This is a genomic window from Paenibacillus sp. FSL H7-0714 (assembly GCF_038003765.1).
Taxonomy (GTDB): Bacteria; Bacillota; Bacilli; order Paenibacillales; family Paenibacillaceae; genus Paenibacillus_AQ.
The window spans coordinates 702,986-720,894 of record NZ_JBBOPT010000001.1 but is presented as its reverse complement, the minus strand read 5'-3'; the positions used below and the strand labels follow the sequence as shown (position 1 = coordinate 720,894).

Below are 17,909 nucleotides of genomic sequence, written 5' to 3'. Positions count from 1 at the left end.
AATTCGGTTCATCACCAGAAGTGAGAATGAATTTCTAAGCGTGTTACAGGCTTGATGCCTGAAAACTGAATCCGAATTGAATTTGCGTTTTAAGTATAGGATAAGCCCTCGACCGATTAGTATTGGTCAGCTCCATGCATTACTGCACTTCCACCTCCAACCTATCTACCTCGTCGTCTTCAAGGGGTCTTACTAATTGGGAAATCTCATCTTGAGGGGGGCTTCACGCTTAGATGCTTTCAGCGCTTATCCCGTCCGTACGTAGCTACCCAGCCATGCTCCTGGCGGAACAACTGGTGCACCAGCGGTACGTCCATCCCGGTCCTCTCGTACTAAGGACAGCTCCTCTCAAATTTCCTGCGCCCACGACAGATAGGGACCGAACTGTCTCACGACGTTCTGAACCCAGCTCGCGTACCGCTTTAATGGGCGAACAGCCCAACCCTTGGGACCTACTTCAGCCCCAGGATGCGATGAGCCGACATCGAGGTGCCAAACCTCCCCGTCGATGTGGACTCTTGGGGGAGATAAGCCTGTTATCCCCAGGGTAGCTTTTATCCGTTGAGCGATGGCCCTTCCATGCGGTACCACCGGATCACTAAGTCCGACTTTCGTCCCTGCTCGACTTGTAGGTCTCGCAGTCAAGCTCCCTTATGCCTTTGCACTCTTCGAATGATTTCCAACCATTCTGAGGGAACCTTGGAACGCCTCCGTTACTCTTTAGGAGGCGACCGCCCCAGTCAAACTGCCCGCCTGACACGGTCCCCGTACCCGATTAGGGTACTAGGTTAGAACCTAGATACGATCAGGGTGGTATCCCAACGGCGCCTCCACCGAAGCTTGCGCTCCGATTTCTACGGCTCCCACCTATCCTGTACAGATCGTACCCAAATTCAATATCAAGCTGCAGTAAAGCTCCATGGGGTCTTTCCGTCTTGTCGCGGGTAACCTGCATCTTCACAGGTATTAAAATTTCACCGGATCTCTCGTTGAGACAGCGCCCAAGTCGTTACGCCATTCGTGCGGGTCAGAATTTACCTGACAAGGAATTTCGCTACCTTAGGACCGTTATAGTTACGGCCGCCGTTTACTGGGGCTTCGGTTCATAGCTTCGGGTTACCCCTAACCACTCCCCTTAACCTTCCAGCACCGGGCAGGCGTCAGCCCGTATACTTCGCCTTGCGGCTTCGCACAGACCTGTGTTTTTGCTAAACAGTCGCTTGGGCCTTTTCACTGCGGCCCCCTCGTGCTATTCACACTACCGGGGCACCCCTTCTCCCGAAGTTACGGGGTCATTTTGCCGAGTTCCTTAACGAGAGTTCTTCCGCGCGCCTTAGAATTCTCTTCTCGCCTACCTGTGTCGGTTTGCGGTACGGGCACCTTCTCCTGGCTAGAGGCTTTTCTTGGCAGTGTGAGATCATGACCTTCGCTACTGTAATTTTCGCTCCCCATCACAGCCCAGCCTTAACGATGTGCGGATTTGCCTACACATCAGCCTCACTGCTTAGACGGACATATCCATCAGTCCGCGTCACTACCCTCCTGCGTCACCCCATCGCTCATAGCGGATTACGGTGGTACAGTAATTTCAAACTGTTGTCCTTCGACTACGCCTTTCGGCCTCGCCTTAGGTCCCGACTTACCCTGAGCGGACGAGCCTTCCTCAGGAAACCTTGGGCTTTCGGCGGATCAGATTCTCACTGATCTTTTCGTTACTCATACCGGCATTCTCACTTGTATGCTGTCCAGCGCTCCTTACGGTACACCTTCAACCCACATACAACGCTCCCCTACCCCAGATACATACGTATCTAGCCATAGCTTCGGTGGTGTGTTTAGCCCCGTTACATTTTCGGCGCAGAGTCACTCGACCAGTGAGCTATTACGCACTCTTTCAATGGTGGCTGCTTCTAAGCCAACATCCTGGTTGTCTGTGCAACTCCACATCCTTTCCCACTTAACACACACTTGGGGACCTTAGCTGATGGTCTGGGCTGTTTCCCTTTTGACAATGGATCTTAGCACTCACTGTCTGACTCCCGGCAATAAGTATATGGCATTCGGAGTTTGACTGAGCTTGGTAATCCTTGCGGACCCCGCACCCAATCAGTGCTCTACCTCCACTACTCTTATACCGAGGCTAGCCCTAAAGCTATTTCGGGGAGAACCAGCTATCTCCGAGTTCGATTGGAATTTCTCCGCTACCCCCACCTCATCCCCGCATTTTTCAACATGCGTGGGTTCGGGCCTCCAGTGCGTGTTACCGCACCTTCACCCTGGACAGGGGTAGATCACACGGTTTCGGGTCTACGTCCACATACTAAATCGCCCTATTCAGACTCGCTTTCGCTGCGGCTCCGTCTTCTCGACTTAACCTTGCATGTTAAACGTAACTCGCCGGTTCATTCTACAAAAGGCACGCCATCACCCATTAATAGGGCTCTGACTTTTTGTAAGCACACGGTTTCAGGTTCTATTTCACTCCCCTTCCGGGGTGCTTTTCACCTTTCCCTCACGGTACTGTTTCACTATCGGTCGCCAGGTAGTATTTAGCCTTAGCAGATGGTCCTGCTGGATTCATACGGGGTTTCACGTGCCCCGCACTACTCGGGATCCGTCTCGGAGAGAACACAGTTTAGGCTACAGGGCTTTTACCTCTATCGCGGGCCTTTCCAGACCTCTTCACCTACCATATTCCTTTGTAACTCCATGTGAGACGTCCCACAACCCCTAAGAGCAAGCTCTTAGGTTTAGGCTGTTCCGCGTTCGCTCGCCGCTACTGACGGAATCACTATTGTTTTCTCTTCCTCAGGGTACTTAGATGTTTCAGTTCCCCTGGTCTGCCTCTACATCTCCTATGTGTTCAGAGATGAGTAACTGCGAATTACCACAGCTGGGTTTCCCCATTCGGACACCCCCGGATCAAAGCTTGCTTACAGCTCCCCGAGGCAGTTTCGTTGTTCGCCACGTCCTTCGTCGGCTCCTGGCGCCTAGGCATCCTCCGTGTGCTCTTATTAGCTTAACCTTGATTTTTCCTAAGAAAAATCTCACTAATAACATTTACTTGTTTACACAAGTTGCTAAAAGATGTTCTAAAACGCAAATTCGTTTCGGTATCCAGTTTTCAAGGATCAAGTTTAAAGATGAGAGCTTAAACTCTCAAAACTGAGCAACGAGTGAGTAACAGGCCTAAACCTGAGATTTGGAAGTTTAACTTCCAATTTGAATGTCTTCATTGCAGAAGACTATTCTCCATAGAAAGGAGGTGATCCAGCCGCACCTTCCGATACGGCTACCTTGTTACGACTTCACCCCAATCATCTACCCCACCTTCGGCGGCTGGCTCCCTTGCGGGTTACCCCACCGACTTCGGGTGTTGTAAACTCTCGTGGTGTGACGGGCGGTGTGTACAAGACCCGGGAACGTATTCACCGCGGCATGCTGATCCGCGATTACTAGCAATTCCGACTTCATGCAGGCGAGTTGCAGCCTGCAATCCGAACTGAGACCGGCTTTGATGGGATTGGCTTCACCTCGCGGTTTCGCTTCCCGTTGTACCGGCCATTGTAGTACGTGTGTAGCCCAGGTCATAAGGGGCATGATGATTTGACGTCATCCCCACCTTCCTCCGGTTTGTCACCGGCAGTCACTCTAGAGTGCCCAGCCTTACCTGCTGGCAACTAAAGTTAAGGGTTGCGCTCGTTGCGGGACTTAACCCAACATCTCACGACACGAGCTGACGACAACCATGCACCACCTGTCTCCTCTGTCCCGAAGGCCGCCACTATCTCTAGTGGATTCAGAGGGATGTCAAGACCTGGTAAGGTTCTTCGCGTTGCTTCGAATTAAACCACATACTCCACTGCTTGTGCGGGTCCCCGTCAATTCCTTTGAGTTTCAGTCTTGCGACCGTACTCCCCAGGCGGAGTGCTTACTGTGTTAACTTCGGCACCAAGGGTATCGAAACCCCTAACACCTAGCACTCATCGTTTACGGCGTGGACTACCAGGGTATCTAATCCTGTTTGCTCCCCACGCTTTCGCGCCTCAGCGTCAGTTACAGCCCAGAAAGTCGCCTTCGCCACTGGTGTTCCTCCACATATCTACGCATTTCACCGCTACACGTGGAATTCCACTTTCCTCTTCTGTACTCAAGTCACCCAGTTTCCAGTGCGACCTCAGGTTGAGCCCAAGGTTTAAACACCAGACTTAAATGACCGCCTGCGCGCGCTTTACGCCCAATAATTCCGGACAACGCTTGCCCCCTACGTATTACCGCGGCTGCTGGCACGTAGTTAGCCGGGGCTTTCTTCTCAGGTACCGTCACTCCGATAGCAGTTACTCTACCGGACGTTCTTCCCTGGCAACAGAGCTTTACGATCCGAAAACCTTCATCACTCACGCGGCGTTGCTCCGTCAGACTTTCGTCCATTGCGGAAGATTCCCTACTGCTGCCTCCCGTAGGAGTCTGGGCCGTGTCTCAGTCCCAGTGTGGCCGTTCACCCTCTCAGGTCGGCTACGCATCGTCGCCTTGGTGGGCCGTTACCCCACCAACTAGCTAATGCGCCGCAGGCCCATCCCTCAGTGACAGATTGCTCCGTCTTTCATTCTTTCTTCAGGAGAAAAAAGAAATTATCCGGTATTAGCTACCGTTTCCGGTAGTTATCCCAGTCTAAGGGGCAGGTTGCCTACGTGTTACTCACCCGTCCGCCGCTAAATCATTTTGAAAGCAAGCTTTCAAAATAACTCCGCTCGACTTGCATGTATTAGGCACGCCGCCAGCGTTCGTCCTGAGCCAGGATCAAACTCTCCAATTAGTATTGAAAAGAGCGATATGCTCATTTTGAAACATCTGACGAGAAAATTAATTCTCTAATTTTGGATTTCACTTTCGTGATTTCCTACTCACTCGTTGTTCAGTTTTCAAAGATCAAGTTCTCGTTGGCGCCGTTTAATGTCTCAGCAGCAACTCTTATAATATATCATGTTGTTCTCAGTAATGCAAGCTTTATTTTTCGAAAGCCGTTTATATAACTCTCTCAAACATTGCCTGTACGCTGTCTAACAACGCTTAACTATAATAACCTATCTATTCATAGAAAAGCAACCCCTAATAGAAAAATAAACAACTAGCTTAATAATTAAGCTGGTTGTTTATTTAATAGAGTTATGAATCTAGCGATGCAAATTAATAGTATTTTGCTGCAGTATACTTACTTGAAGCCTTAATAAAATCCGTATTCTTCTTACTCTTCGCTGACGATGCATCTACCGTTGTATCAATAGTAACCCATTTCCCATCCATCAACACTTCATTCCATGCATGGTATTGCGTAACGTAGCTAGTATTCCCCATCACCAATTTAGCAGGCACATCTACACTACGCAGCATTGCGGCAAAAAGAGAAGCATAGTCATAGCAGATTCCTTTTTTAGTATTCAAAGTGTTGTTAATGTTCGGAATGTAATCTGTTGTTACGTTATTAGCAAGAGAATAATCGTATTGTACATTAGCAACTACATAGTTATAGATTGCCTTAACTTTCTCTTCATCTGTTGTTTTGCCTTTTGTAAGCTCTTTTGCCTTAAGGATCGCTTTATCAGAAGGACTCCATTTCACATTCTGTACGGAGCCCAAATATACGGAATTCGAGTCACTCATGGTTACGTCTACTACTTCGGAATATAACGCTTTGTATTTATTGCCGGTTGTGTTCTCAAGAACAGAAACCTTATAAGTACCATTACCTTGTTGTAAAGGGAAGTCCTCAGCTTGTCCAGAAGCATATAAGTTATATGTATAGCTGCTGTTGTCTTTAGTGATCATGAGTTTGATTCTTTTATCTTTCGGAATATCATAGTTAATTCCAATAACACCTTGAGCCACTTTCGATGTAATCAACCAGCTTGCATCTACACTTGCGGCTTGAGCTGCGCTTACCGGAACCGCAGTAATCAGTACGAATAGCGCCACCATCATAAAATAAACCTTTTTCACGGATAAAACCCCTTTCGGTAGCTGGCTGCCATCCTTTCGGGAAGGCCCTTTAGCTTTGCGTCCCTACCTTTCGATAGGTTTGCCGTTATCGTATAAGCTCTATCTGTTCTAATTTCACTAGACAAATTAACAGAATCAGTCCAAGTAGAAATATGAATCTAAGATTCTTATATATTTTATAAAAACAAAAAAAGCCTCTTCATTCGGTAACTGGCTGCCATCCTTACGGGAAGGCCCTTTAGCTTTGCGTCCCTACCTTTCGATAGGTTTGCCGTTTATCGTGTTTAGCTTTTATAGTCTTATACTACCATATTTATCCTCGTAAACAAGAACAAAATTGCTAGATTTACTATTATTTTATAGTTATTTCTCTGTATTTGAATTCTCTTGTTATTTCTCGTCAACGATTAGGAAAGTTTGGCATGAACAATCAAACGATGTGTAGGATCTACTAGTGGGTCACACGTAATTAGAGTAAGAATTTTATCTTTGTTATTCCCGTCTAGAACAGACACATCACTAGGAAGTACAACAGAAATATCATAAACCTCGTAATTATAAGTCTGATCGCTAGTCTTCACCGTAATCGTATCCCCAATCACAACCTCATTCAATCTGTTAAACAATCTGCCCGTAGTTCTAGCTCTATGTGCAGCTATTGCGGCGTTCCCTATTTCTCCTATTGGAGTTGTTTCTTTCATATGGGCCGCGGCATGCTTCATATTCGCTTTAGTAGCCCCTTCTAATACAGGCAGCTTCAGATCGATCTTATCAATCTCAATTAATGCGATAACTTTGCCACCCACTTCAATTTCCGGTTCCGGCTTTTCTGTTTCTTGCGGCTGTGCTTGTGCATCTAAAGCTGATTCCTCCGCTAGTAGCTGAGTGACCTCGGCATATCTGCTCTTCAGATCAGGTGGTGGAGTACTTTCACTGGTGCTCAGTTCAGCCGATTCTAATAGCTTATCCTGCTGCCAGTCGTTATACCATTCGTTAGCTTTTGGATAGAGCATGATAAGGATCCCCGCCAGTATGAGCACATACGAGAATTTACGCATGATTTTCACCTCCGTAGATTGGTTCTACTGAACTTTAGAATACCCATTTACGACTTCCGAAGAAGTTAATAATCACCGTCACAAACGTTACTAATACCTTAGAGATCAACACTTGAATGCCTAGTTTGTCAGTCAACAGATGCATTAGCAACAGCGATATTCCGAGTACTACCAGATTCAGTACGATAAACTTCAGCAACTGCGTCTTATCAAAACCCTCTTTATTGCCACGGTCACGATCCTTGAAGGTTACTTTTTTATTCAAAATAAAGCTATTCGCTGTCCCTGCACTATAAGAAATAACCTGTGCCAACGCATATACCATCCCAAGTGAGTTCAGTAATGTAAAGATTACGAAATCAATGAGGGTATTTACCAGACCTACAGCATTAAATTTGAGAAACTGTATGAAAGCAGTCCGAAAGTTCTTATCTGACATCTTTGTAATCCTTCCGGCGATCCACTTCTTCTTCGTTACGATATCCTATGGTCTCACTGACAATATACAACGGTCTATCCTTAGACTCGTCATAAATCCGTCCAATATACTCACCGATTACACCTAACAGCATCAGAACGATACCGTTAAAGAGCAAATTGACCCCTACAATGGAAGCCCAACCTGGAACCGTCCATGAGGTGAAAAAGATTCTTTGAAACAATACGAAGAATAAATAGAGAAAGCTCGAGAAGGAAAGAAAGAATCCGACATACGTAGCAATCTTAAGTGGCTTATGCGAAAAGGAAGTGATCCCATCCAGCGCAAAACGAATCATTTTCTTAAGAGGATACTTAGTTTCTCCTGCAAATCGTTCTTCCCGCTCATATTCCACCATCGTCTGCTTGAAGCCGACCCAGCTCACTAAACCTCTGACATACCGGTTTTTTTCCTTGAGACCTCGCAAGACATCACATACCTTACGATCAATAAGACGAAAATCACCTGTGTCCGTGGGAATGTCTACACTTGTCATGCTGCTGAGCAATCGATAAAAGATCTTGGCCGTTACCTTTTTGAACATCGTTTCTCCACGGCGCTTCAGCCGCTTCGCATACACAACGTCATAGCCCTCTTTCCACTTCTCGATCATTTGCAAAATGACCTCCGGTGGATCTTGAAGGTCAGCATCAATAACAACAACCGCTTGACCTTCGGCATAGTCCATGCCAGCTGTAATCGCTACCTGATGTCCGAAATTACGCGAGAAGTCAATTAGCTTGACGCATTCATCCCGATCACTGATCTCCCGAATCATCTGGGCCGAACGATCACGACTTCCGTCATTAACGAAGACTAGCTCATAAGTATCGCCGCATTCGTCCATTACTTTTTTCAAACGTTCGTAAGTAACGCTAATTACTTGCTCCTCATTGAACATGGGTACAATTACACTATATCTGGCTTTCACCTTTATTCCTCCTAAAAGCTTTATGGAGCGTTACATCTTTCTGTACTTCATAATAACGCTGTAAGCATAAACTTATTGTTATAGATATTTTAAAAAAATCTTAGAAAACCCAAGATGGGAACCAACGCAGCATATTCTTCACATAATCTCCGCTTATCTGCATCCCTGACAGGACAGGGTAGAACGCGACAAAGAGCAGTAAAGCAACAGCCACATAGACACAACTAACATAACGAGCCTCAGGATATTTGCTATCTAGCAACTTCATTATATATACAATACCAAGAATCATAAAAGGCACCATAGCAAAATAATGGTAGATAAAGGTTTCCCTTGGGACAAGCATCCACGGAACATATTGTGAGAAAAAGGCGATCCAGATCATATAAAGGGTCTTATCTTTGCGTTTCAGTGTAATCCACAGTGTTGCCAGCATTGCGAAAATCCCCGTCCACCAGATAAGCGGATTCCCCATAGTCACTATACTGCTGACCTGACCTTGCGGCAATCCCTCACTGCCACTGAAGAACCAGACGGGTCTCTTCATAAACGGCCATTGCCACCAGGAGGAAGCAAAAGGATGTGTAGCTACAAGCTGACTGTGATAGTTGTACATGTTCTTTTGGGAATCAATCAAGCCTTTTATAGTAAAGCCCTCTGCGGATGCAGATAAACCCGGAACAAAAGATAAACTATAAATAATGACCGGTATGATTACGAAGAATGCAACACAACTAGCTAGCGTAATAATGCTATTCTTCCAGAACGAATTTACGGCTTCGCGACAGGTACCTAGCAATTCCTTGTCTTTGATCTTGCCTTCCGCGAGCAACCGTCCCGATGCTTGGTATTCTCTGTAGCGCTCGAAGAGCGAGATAGCCAGCATAATGGCCAGCCCAGCTCCTCCGTACAGTACAATCCACTTGGAGGCGACACCAATTCCGAAGAATAGACCGGACCAGAACAACGGAGTTAGTGTTTTTCTTAAGGGCTGCCTGAAGAAATTCATAGTGTAATATCGCTGCATGAAATAAAACATTAACATGATGAAGAATACTCCGTATACATCGATCGTAGAGATTCTTGTTTGTGTGAAATGCATGAAATCCAGTGCGAACAACCCAGCTGCAAGTGCTGCGTATTTGCTCTTTTTAAAGAGCCGTAGTGCCATTACATAAATGAGAGGCAGCATGGCAATCCCGAACAATGTTCCGATAATACGCCAGCCGAAAGGATTGACTCCGAACAGTTCCATCCCTACTGCGATCAATAGCTTGCCTAGTGGTGGATGCGTGTTCTCATAAGGCACAATCCCGTGTGTATATTCATAAGCTGTCCGTGCATGGTAGATCTCGTCAAAATAAGTGCTATTCATAAAGTTAGAATATTCAGGGATGAGCGACTGCTCGTCAAACAGATTGGCAGGCTCTCCTCTTTTAGCGACTGCATTAGCATCCGGTGTAACACCGGCTATAGGAAGAGGTACTCTTTCGCCTCCCTGCTCATAGAAGGCCATTTCATTTAAAGTGAACCCTGGAGATGTGACTGTAAACTTCACGTATCTTGCTGCAACGTTCAGAGGTTGGCTTTTCCAGATGAAGACATTCCCAACATCCTCGCTTACATCCAGCGGACTACTCCAGACCTCAGGCGATTCACTGAATTCGAGCTTAAACTTCCCGGTACCTACGCCACCGAAGATATTCACGCGATCCAATTGTTTACTCTGTCCTAGATCTACATAGAAGCTTTCACCGCTGGCAGCTGGCTCCCACAAGGTCTCTGGAGATTTAGTAGAACCTAAATTATATAAAGCAATTGCCGCGTAAACGGCAGTAATGGCAAGAATACATATCCAATCTATACGCTTAAACTTCATCGCTCAATCTCCCTCCCTTCTGGTGCGGTCTTATTTGCTCGACGACTTTAAGGTCTTCTTCATATTTTTCTTCAGGTGTTGGTGGTGCTGGAAGAGGTTTTACTCCCCCACGAACATACACGTCGTAACCAACGTAGAGCATGTATAGCAATAATGATAGGTTAGCAATTGAAGTGACCAAAACGATTCCATCTGCACCTGGATTTACACCTGCATTTAGATGGGTCAACGTATAAGCCACATTGATATACTGCGTTAAGCTGAATCCAAGAAATAAAGATAAAAACCTACGATCCCGACTTGCTATATAAGTGAACATACAGAGAATAACAGCAGGGAACATATAACGTTCATGCATTTTGGTTCCAAGCACAAAAACTACTACAATGAGCGCCATACCGATAAAGTAGGATTTGGATAAATCCAAGCGATCTTTTTTGAAGGAATAAAACGTTGCTATGGCTACTGCCACTAAAATAAATATGAAGCCCCATACACGGTAAGTAATACCTAACCAAGTTAGGTCAAGAGATGACCACATCGGGTCAGTCAATGCATATAGATTAAATGCATTCACAGAAGAATAGGGATAGGAAGATAACGTACTCTTATACAGATTAATAAGGCCAACTAAACCACCGTTATTCCAGAAAAATGGTGCCGCGAGCAATCCGAATATCCCTAATCCATACAAAGCTCCAAATCCAAGCTGCTTCCAAGCACGGTGATGATAGAAAGCAAACAATAATACCGGTGTGAATATTAACGATTGTGGTTTAATTAAAGTTGCTAATGCAAACAAAATCGCGGATTGAACAAACTTTTTGTTCGCAGCGCCATGGATACTGAGCAACAGGAAAATCAGAAAGAACGAATCCGCTTGTCCCCACGCCGCTGAATTAACAAGCACCGCCGGATTAAACAGAAATAATAGCGTTAAGCCAAAAGCGATCCCTGAGCCGAGTTTTTTGCGAGACATTTTGAATATGAAGAAACCCAATACCAAATCAGAAATAATCGCTGGCAGTTTGAATAGCAGATTCTCTCCACCCGAACCATGCGCAAAGCCAAATACACCGCGAATAAAACTAAGAATGTACAAAATGTACAAATAACCAGGAGGATAATCGGCAAAATACCCTTCTTCATAAAACTTGCCTGGACCTAAATCAACCATACGCTGACCCCAAGCTATAAAGGTATTCATGTCGTTCTGATAGCCTTGAGCAGTCAGACCAATCCAGACCCTTAGGATAAAAGCAACCCCGATGGCAATGCTCAGCCATTTGGAATAGACATTCTCAGGTTGCTTCATAAGCTTCTCACTGCGGAATGCCTTGGTATAAAGCACTGCAAAAAATACACTGAAAAGCGCTGAGATCAGCAGCATCTTGGTTGGAGATACCTTATGTGGGGTATCCGCTTTTTTGCCACCAGCATCCTGACTAACTGCTGCACTATCCAGCGAAATGACGTTGGCCCCTTCGGGAGCAGCGTCTAATTTTTCTACAGACAAATCATCAAAATAAGCTTTACCTTGAATCAAGCTAGAGTAGCCTCCCAAACTTGCACCTATGCCGAATTCTTTCTGTTTAGGTCCTGTCTGGCCTATGTATTCAAGATATTGCCACTCTCCTGCCGTATCCGTTACGTTGGGATAACCCCCGCCTACTCCAACGGCAAGTATATTGGCGCCCATTCCCTCGCCTGCGGTACTTACTACTTTGATCCATCCAGAGATTTTATAATAGCTGTCCGGCGTTGCCTTAATCGTCTGCACCCATTTCAAATGATTGGGCTCGATATTCTCAATGACTGCCGCTTTACTACCGGAGTGAACCTCGTCCGATTGGATTGAAAGTATGCCCGAGTTGTCTCCAGAAATCCACATATCCTTAGTCCAGTTAGAAGGAGCGTCCTCTCCTCCCTCCTCAAATCCAGGGTTCTGCAATAGATTTCCGTCTGCATAAATGCTTGTTACAGGAAGCAAAAACAATAACAGCATCAATACAGTCATTGCGGCCGTACGTGTACTCTTGATCATCGTTCCAACCTCACCTCGTCTATATTAATCCAGCCTTTACCGCCTTTAATAAAAATTTCAGTTTGCTCATTCTGACCGATAGATACCATTGGAAGTGTAAGCTCTTGATAAACCTCACTAGCAGGTATTTCAGCCTCCGCCCGCACTACGCCATTAACTCGGACGCCAACCCTTCCTTCTTCTCCACCAGCACTAACCATTATACCAAGCTTATATTCTCCAGGTTCTGCTATTCTGATAGATTGTGTAATCGTTTTGTCAAATCCCGGATCAAGATAGGCCAAATAACTTCCATTATAGGGATTATTGGTTGCCACACCCGTACCGGATGAGAAGCTCCAGCCTGATATCCCCTCTTCAAATCCTCCATTTGTAAATTCCGAGATTCCCTCTACTACCCCAGTCTTAGCGGTCACAACAGTATAGTTGGCAAAACGTTTAACCGAATAATTCTCGCTTTCAGCAGGAGTGGGATCACCATTCCACAAGATATATGTCGCTGTCTCTCCCGGAACTATGCTTGAATATCCAAATCTATATCTCCCAAAGGAAGACACCTGCTGAAATGCACCTCCAGGATTAGAATAATTAACGGTTGCTAAGAAATCATGGGGATTGATCTGCTCATAAAAAAGCACATAAATATAAGGCATATTAACTTTATCAGTCACGTAGATGTTCCCAGCACTCTCTTCAGACGCATATTGTATAGCCTCACCGAAAGATTCATAGAAAGCCGGTCCTATCTCTTTAGGATAATCGCGGAAATAAACTGTAGTGAATAGAACAAAAAATAAGCTAAAGGTTACAGCCGACAGAATTGCTAATACTTTTACTTTCTTGCTTAACCACATAAACCCTGCAACAATCAGCAAAATGATTGGATAGAAAATTACATTCATCCGATTAATGTTTACGTTCGTAACAAAGGTCATCAAAACGGAAACAAACAACCAAAGTAAAATAACGAGCAGTCCAGTCCGCTCACGACCACGGTTCCGTATTGTCGTTAACATAAATATAAGTCCTATAAGTACAAAGGGTAACGCAATAGGATACGCGTATCCATAAGGTGAAATCGAATTCCAAGGCAAACCATCAGATCCGCTAATTAATATCTTCAAAAATTCCCGGAAATTGCTTAATGCTGTATGTAATAGTTGCCCTCCGAATATAGAAGTTACCTGTTCCACACGCGGTGTTGTCAATCTCGGAATTGAGAACAATGGGGTCAAAATCCCCTCTAGCGACAATCGATTGATCATAATAAATAGGAAGATTGGAAGTGACATTAATATAAACAGAGCACAGTTCCATAGAATGGTCCGAAGCTTTAGCGCTCTTGTATAGAATAGAAGAATTCCAGCACCTAAAGCAAATATCGGCACAAAAAAATAGGATGTTCCATAAGCATAAAGTGAAAGGGCAAGCATAATTGTAAATCCATAAGACCACTTCGGAATATGAAATGATTTAAGTAACATATAAACGGAGAACAGAATCAGGGTGGGGAATAAATTAGATTCCAGTGCCCATCTTGACATCATAATATGCCAAGGATTAATTGCTATAAAAAACATCGCCACAATACCAGCAGTTCTGGAAGTAAATAGCTCTTTGGAAAGAAGATAGAATACGAGCATACCCAGTAGACCCATGATTAAGCTAATCGCACGTACAGACATTGGAGTAAGTCCGAACAATAATATGAAAGGCATTGATAAGTAAGCATAAAGTGCATTCTGTCCGCTTCCCCAAGCAATGAGGTGAATAGGTAAATGAATACCATTGCGGTCTATTCCATAATGAAGAATAGCGTAAGCATCATAACCTATAGATGCCTCATCCTGATTCAAGCCACCTGGAATCGAACCAAAGTAAAAAATGCGAATCACAGCCCCCAGCAAAAACAATAAGAGAGGCCAAGGATTACTTTTAAAATAAGAAGACCAATTGCTAAATCTTGTGGACAACATTCATCACCTCTTCAACAATATAATCTAAATATTGGATGATGGAAAGGAAGAACATCCAACAAGTTAAGTAGGAGAATACATAATCCAAAATAAAAAAAACGGCCCCTTCAGTAATGAAGGAGCCCAAGATGAATTTCAGAAATACTGTATATATGTTAGCCCTCGCTACCAAGGAATACATAACGGAGAACGATCAGAATCGCAAGTACCCACATCATCCAGTGAATATCGTATTTCTTCTTACCTGCAAGGTTAGCAACTGAAGCAAGGATTACATAAGTTACGATACCAAAGGAGATACCGTTAGCAATATTATAAGTGAAAGGCATGATTACAAGTGTTAGGAACGCTGGAATTGCAACAACCATATCTTGAAAATCGATTTGACGGATCGATTGTGCCATCAGCACACCTACGACGATCAATGCTGCGGCTGTAGCAGATCCAGGAATAAGAGCAACCACTGGAGCAAGGAACAATGCAAGCAAGAAACATACGCCCGTTGTTACAGCTGTAAGACCTGTACGTCCACCTTCAGCAACACCTGCCGCGCTTTCTACAAAAGCAGTAGTAGTCGAAGTACCCAGTGCCGCACCACCTGCTACAGCAACTGCATCGACAAACATCGCATTACCTACACGTCTATTACCTTCTTCAGGGTTATCCATAATACCTGCGCGTTGAGCAGTACCTACAAGTGTACCAAATGTATCAAACAACTCTACAAATGTGAAAGTTGCAATCGCTGAAACAATACCTGTGTGCAGGATACCATCCCAGTCAAATTGGAAGAAGTTCAATTGTGTGAAATCAGGAACCCAAGGCGTTGCCGGACTGGACAATGCGCTGAAATCAACTACGCCCATCAACATACCAGCGACAGTTGTTCCCAAGATACCGAATAAAATCGCACCTTTAACGTTCAATACCATCAGGATAGAGATTAGAAGAAGTCCGATAATTACCAATTGGACATTGGAATTCTCTAGGCTACCCATGTGAATGATAGTTTCAAAGGAAAGGACATCTGTGAAAGTGTTAGCAGGAATGTCTTTACCGGCTTCAACACCAATCGTCATGAGTCCACTATTCTTAAGACCAAGGATCGTAATGAACATCCCGATACCTACTGTAATCGCATGTTTCAAGCTGTCAGGAATTGCAGTTAGTAAGATCTGTCGCACTCGAGTTACAGTCAGCAAGATAAAGATCAAACCGGAAATAAATACGGCTGTCAGACCCATTTGCCAAGTGAATGGATGCTCTGATGTGGCGGAAGATAGAATTACGGAAGCAAAATATGCGTTAAGTCCCATACCAGGTGCCAATGCCACTGGAAAGTTTATGAACACGCCCATTGCGATGGTGAAAATACCTGCTGCCAGCGCAGTCGCTAGAAATACAGAATACCAGCCCATATCAATACGGCCAAATGCTGTTAAAGTACTCGGATTAACCGACAAGATGTAAGCCATTGCCATGAACGTGGTCAAGCCCGCCATGATCTCTGTACGAACTGTGGTGCCGTTCTCTTTCAACTTGAAAAACCGATTCAAATTGTTCTCCCCCTAAGGTATGTTGTGTGTCTGACAGCAACAAAAAGCCGGTATCTGTTAGACACCGGCTCGAAAAAAAGAGTAGCCTCCCATGACCATAGTCCTAAATTAAGGACAATGTGGGGTTGCTCTGCTCTTCTTAATCGTAGCCAGGTCATTACGGTGACCTCGTAGAAACTTCCAGGCCAATTCCCGGAAATATACGAAAGAATTATGTTGTTGTGCTCTATCATTTTAGGTGGACATCATATAAGTTGTCAATGATAAAAAGCGAACATTTTCGACTTTATTTTTTCCATTGTTCGTAAATCATACATTTTCATGCTTGTATCTACTATCAAACTCGTTCTTGCAATGCAGCTTATTAACTATCCGATCACTTTTTATATGGGTATATTTCACTATGTTTCTAGTTATTGATCTTTAGTGTACTTATAACTATGCCAAGAATTAGCTAAATGCCCTATTGCTAAACAAACTACTGCAATACTCAGCCAAATAGATTTTCCCCAAATCGCTGCCAATCCGAATGCACATACTGGAAGAACTGCCATCGGGATCGGAATAAAAACTAAAGGGTCCCATAATAATTCAAATTGCTGCCCCTTAACTATATATCGAACCCATAGACCATAATAAACAACGATAAACAAGACGATGAAGGCAGCTATCACACCGAATTTCACATGTTGAAAGTTATCCTTTGAGATTGCAAGAATGCCGATACAACCCAATTGTCCTGCTCTCTCCAAGAGGGTATAGATTGGTCCTGCATCTCGCAAACCCGAAGGTACATTTTCAGGTGGAAACTTAATCATTAGCAAACTTGGGGCAAGAAGGATTAATGCCATTAGTGTGCCGAGAAGAGAAAATCCCATGTTAATTTCTCCCTATGATAGATTTTTCCCATTTTATCACATTCATATTGAGCAGCTATATAGCGTCTATCACATTTTTTTGAATACAAAAAAACCTACAGCCCCTTCTTCAATAAGGAGTTGCAGGTGTTTGTTAAGACTCTATCGCAAAAAATCCTTTGAGAAAAATTAGCGAGTGGATGCCCAAAAGGCCAAAGCAAACATTGTCCAGTCATTCATCACGTGCACTATAAACGATGTCCATATATTTTTAGTCTTAAGATATGGATATAGCAGAACGATCCGTGCAATACCAATACCGAGAATAGCTTGGACAATATTCCAATTATACGTTGGTAAATGGTATGCCCCAAATAAAATAGCTGAAACTATGCAGGCTAAAATTATAGCAGACTTTCTACTCATCTTAAGTTTCTTAACTCCAAATGATAGCACGACCAAGAATGGAAGTATCGTGATTAATTCTTCACCAAACAGCATCGGGATCGTTCTCAAGAAGAATGGAATTGCATCAGCAAAATTACCATTGAAACTATCGGTTGCGGGATTAGCGCTCGTACTAAACAATTTCGTAATAAGGAAACCGACAATACCTGTCACAATCAAATTCGCAACGTAAGTTCCAAGAATCAAAAGAATATCTTTAGCTACTAATTTTCTGAATAATGATGTCCATTGACTTCGTGCCACAAAGATTACTGCTGCTAAAGGAAAAATCACATTCATAAAGGGCTGTACATTGGGACCTCCAAACATAATAAGAAACAGAGCAAAACCAACCGCGACAGAAACGAGAAAAATGAGGCTGCTCTTCAAATTTAGACTAGGCGATGACAGTTCACTGTAGAACGGGAAATCATCATTTTTACGCTCAAATCTGAAAAAATCACTTTTATTATTCATAATAAATCAAATCCTTCCAAGGAAATATAAAACTTATGCTTCCATTAATCCATCTAACGTACTTACATCATAATTGCTTTTATGTCCTATTTCGACAAAGGTCTTAAAAATAGGACCTTAAATTGAAGAAATTTCCAACGGATTCGATTTATTTACTAATATTTCCAATCAGCTCAAAAAACCACAATGAGCAGACTTTCAAATATCAA

The 17,909-nt window shown here is 43.9% G+C and carries 10 protein-coding genes, 2 rRNA genes and 3 riboswitches; all 12 genes read right to left on the bottom strand.

Going from position 1 to position 17,909, the window contains the following annotated elements; translation table 11 throughout:
* Nucleotides 1-96: 96 nt before the first annotated feature.
* The 12 genes from NST34_RS03220 to NST34_RS03165 all read right to left on the bottom strand — a co-directional run bounded on the left by NST34_RS03220 (nucleotide 97) and on the right by NST34_RS03165 (nucleotide 17,700).
* Nucleotides 97-3,025: ribosomal RNA gene (locus tag NST34_RS03220) — 23S ribosomal RNA — on the bottom strand.
* Nucleotides 3,026-3,258: 233 nt separating this feature from the next.
* Nucleotides 3,259-4,816 (bottom strand): 16S ribosomal RNA (locus NST34_RS03215).
* Together the 16S and 23S rRNA genes form the textbook arrangement of a ribosomal RNA operon.
* A gap of 371 nt (nucleotides 4,817-5,187) precedes the next feature.
* Nucleotides 5,188-5,997 (bottom strand): transglutaminase-like domain-containing protein, encoded by an 810-nt coding sequence (locus NST34_RS03210; RefSeq protein WP_341127114.1) that lies wholly within the window; start codon nucleotides 5,995-5,997, stop codon nucleotides 5,188-5,190.
* A gap of 13 nt (nucleotides 5,998-6,010) precedes the next feature.
* A riboswitch (cyclic di-GMP riboswitch) is annotated at nucleotides 6,011-6,091 on the bottom strand.
* 108 nt (nucleotides 6,092-6,199) lie between these two features.
* Nucleotides 6,200-6,280, bottom strand: a riboswitch (cyclic di-GMP riboswitch).
* Between the two features lie 124 nt (nucleotides 6,281-6,404).
* A complete protein-coding gene (locus NST34_RS03205) occupies nucleotides 6,405-7,055 on the bottom strand; it encodes a class D sortase (protein WP_042184724.1) in 651 nt (216 codons plus the stop codon).
* A gap of 34 nt (nucleotides 7,056-7,089) precedes the next feature.
* Complete coding sequence (locus tag NST34_RS03200) at nucleotides 7,090-7,494, bottom strand: GtrA family protein (protein ID WP_042184722.1); 405 nt, start codon at nucleotides 7,492-7,494, stop codon at nucleotides 7,090-7,092.
* Complete coding sequence (locus tag NST34_RS03195) at nucleotides 7,484-8,464, bottom strand: glycosyltransferase family 2 protein (RefSeq protein ID WP_076285851.1); 981 nt, start codon at nucleotides 8,462-8,464, stop codon at nucleotides 7,484-7,486. The genes NST34_RS03200 and NST34_RS03195 overlap by 11 nt, the downstream gene beginning before the upstream one ends.
* Before the next feature lie 100 nt (nucleotides 8,465-8,564).
* Nucleotides 8,565-10,343, bottom strand: coding sequence for a phospholipid carrier-dependent glycosyltransferase (locus NST34_RS03190; RefSeq protein WP_341127113.1), 1,779 nt, complete (start codon nucleotides 10,341-10,343; stop codon nucleotides 8,565-8,567).
* A complete protein-coding gene (locus NST34_RS03185; RefSeq protein ID WP_076285853.1) occupies nucleotides 10,333-12,387 on the bottom strand; it encodes a glycosyltransferase 87 family protein in 2,055 nt (684 codons plus the stop codon). The genes NST34_RS03190 and NST34_RS03185 overlap by 11 nt, the downstream gene beginning before the upstream one ends.
* The gene (locus NST34_RS03180; protein WP_341127112.1) at nucleotides 12,384-14,363 is read right to left on the bottom strand and encodes a hypothetical protein; all 1,980 of its coding nucleotides are present in this window, start codon (nucleotides 14,361-14,363) and stop codon (nucleotides 12,384-12,386) included. Before NST34_RS03180 ends, NST34_RS03185 begins: the two co-directional genes overlap by 4 nt.
* 155 nt (nucleotides 14,364-14,518) lie before the next feature.
* Complete coding sequence (locus tag NST34_RS03175) at nucleotides 14,519-15,919, bottom strand: NCS2 family permease (protein WP_042184716.1); 1,401 nt, start codon at nucleotides 15,917-15,919, stop codon at nucleotides 14,519-14,521.
* A gap of 126 nt (nucleotides 15,920-16,045) precedes the next feature.
* Nucleotides 16,046-16,145: riboswitch (purine riboswitch) on the bottom strand.
* Nucleotides 16,146-16,332: 187 nt separating this feature from the next.
* Complete coding sequence (locus NST34_RS03170; RefSeq protein ID WP_341127111.1) at nucleotides 16,333-16,797, bottom strand: hypothetical protein; 465 nt, start codon at nucleotides 16,795-16,797, stop codon at nucleotides 16,333-16,335.
* 168 nt (nucleotides 16,798-16,965) lie between these two features.
* Nucleotides 16,966-17,700, bottom strand: a complete 735-nt coding sequence (locus tag NST34_RS03165; RefSeq protein ID WP_042184712.1) for a CPBP family intramembrane glutamic endopeptidase — start codon at nucleotides 17,698-17,700, stop codon at nucleotides 16,966-16,968.
* Nucleotides 17,701-17,909 lie beyond the last annotated feature (209 nt).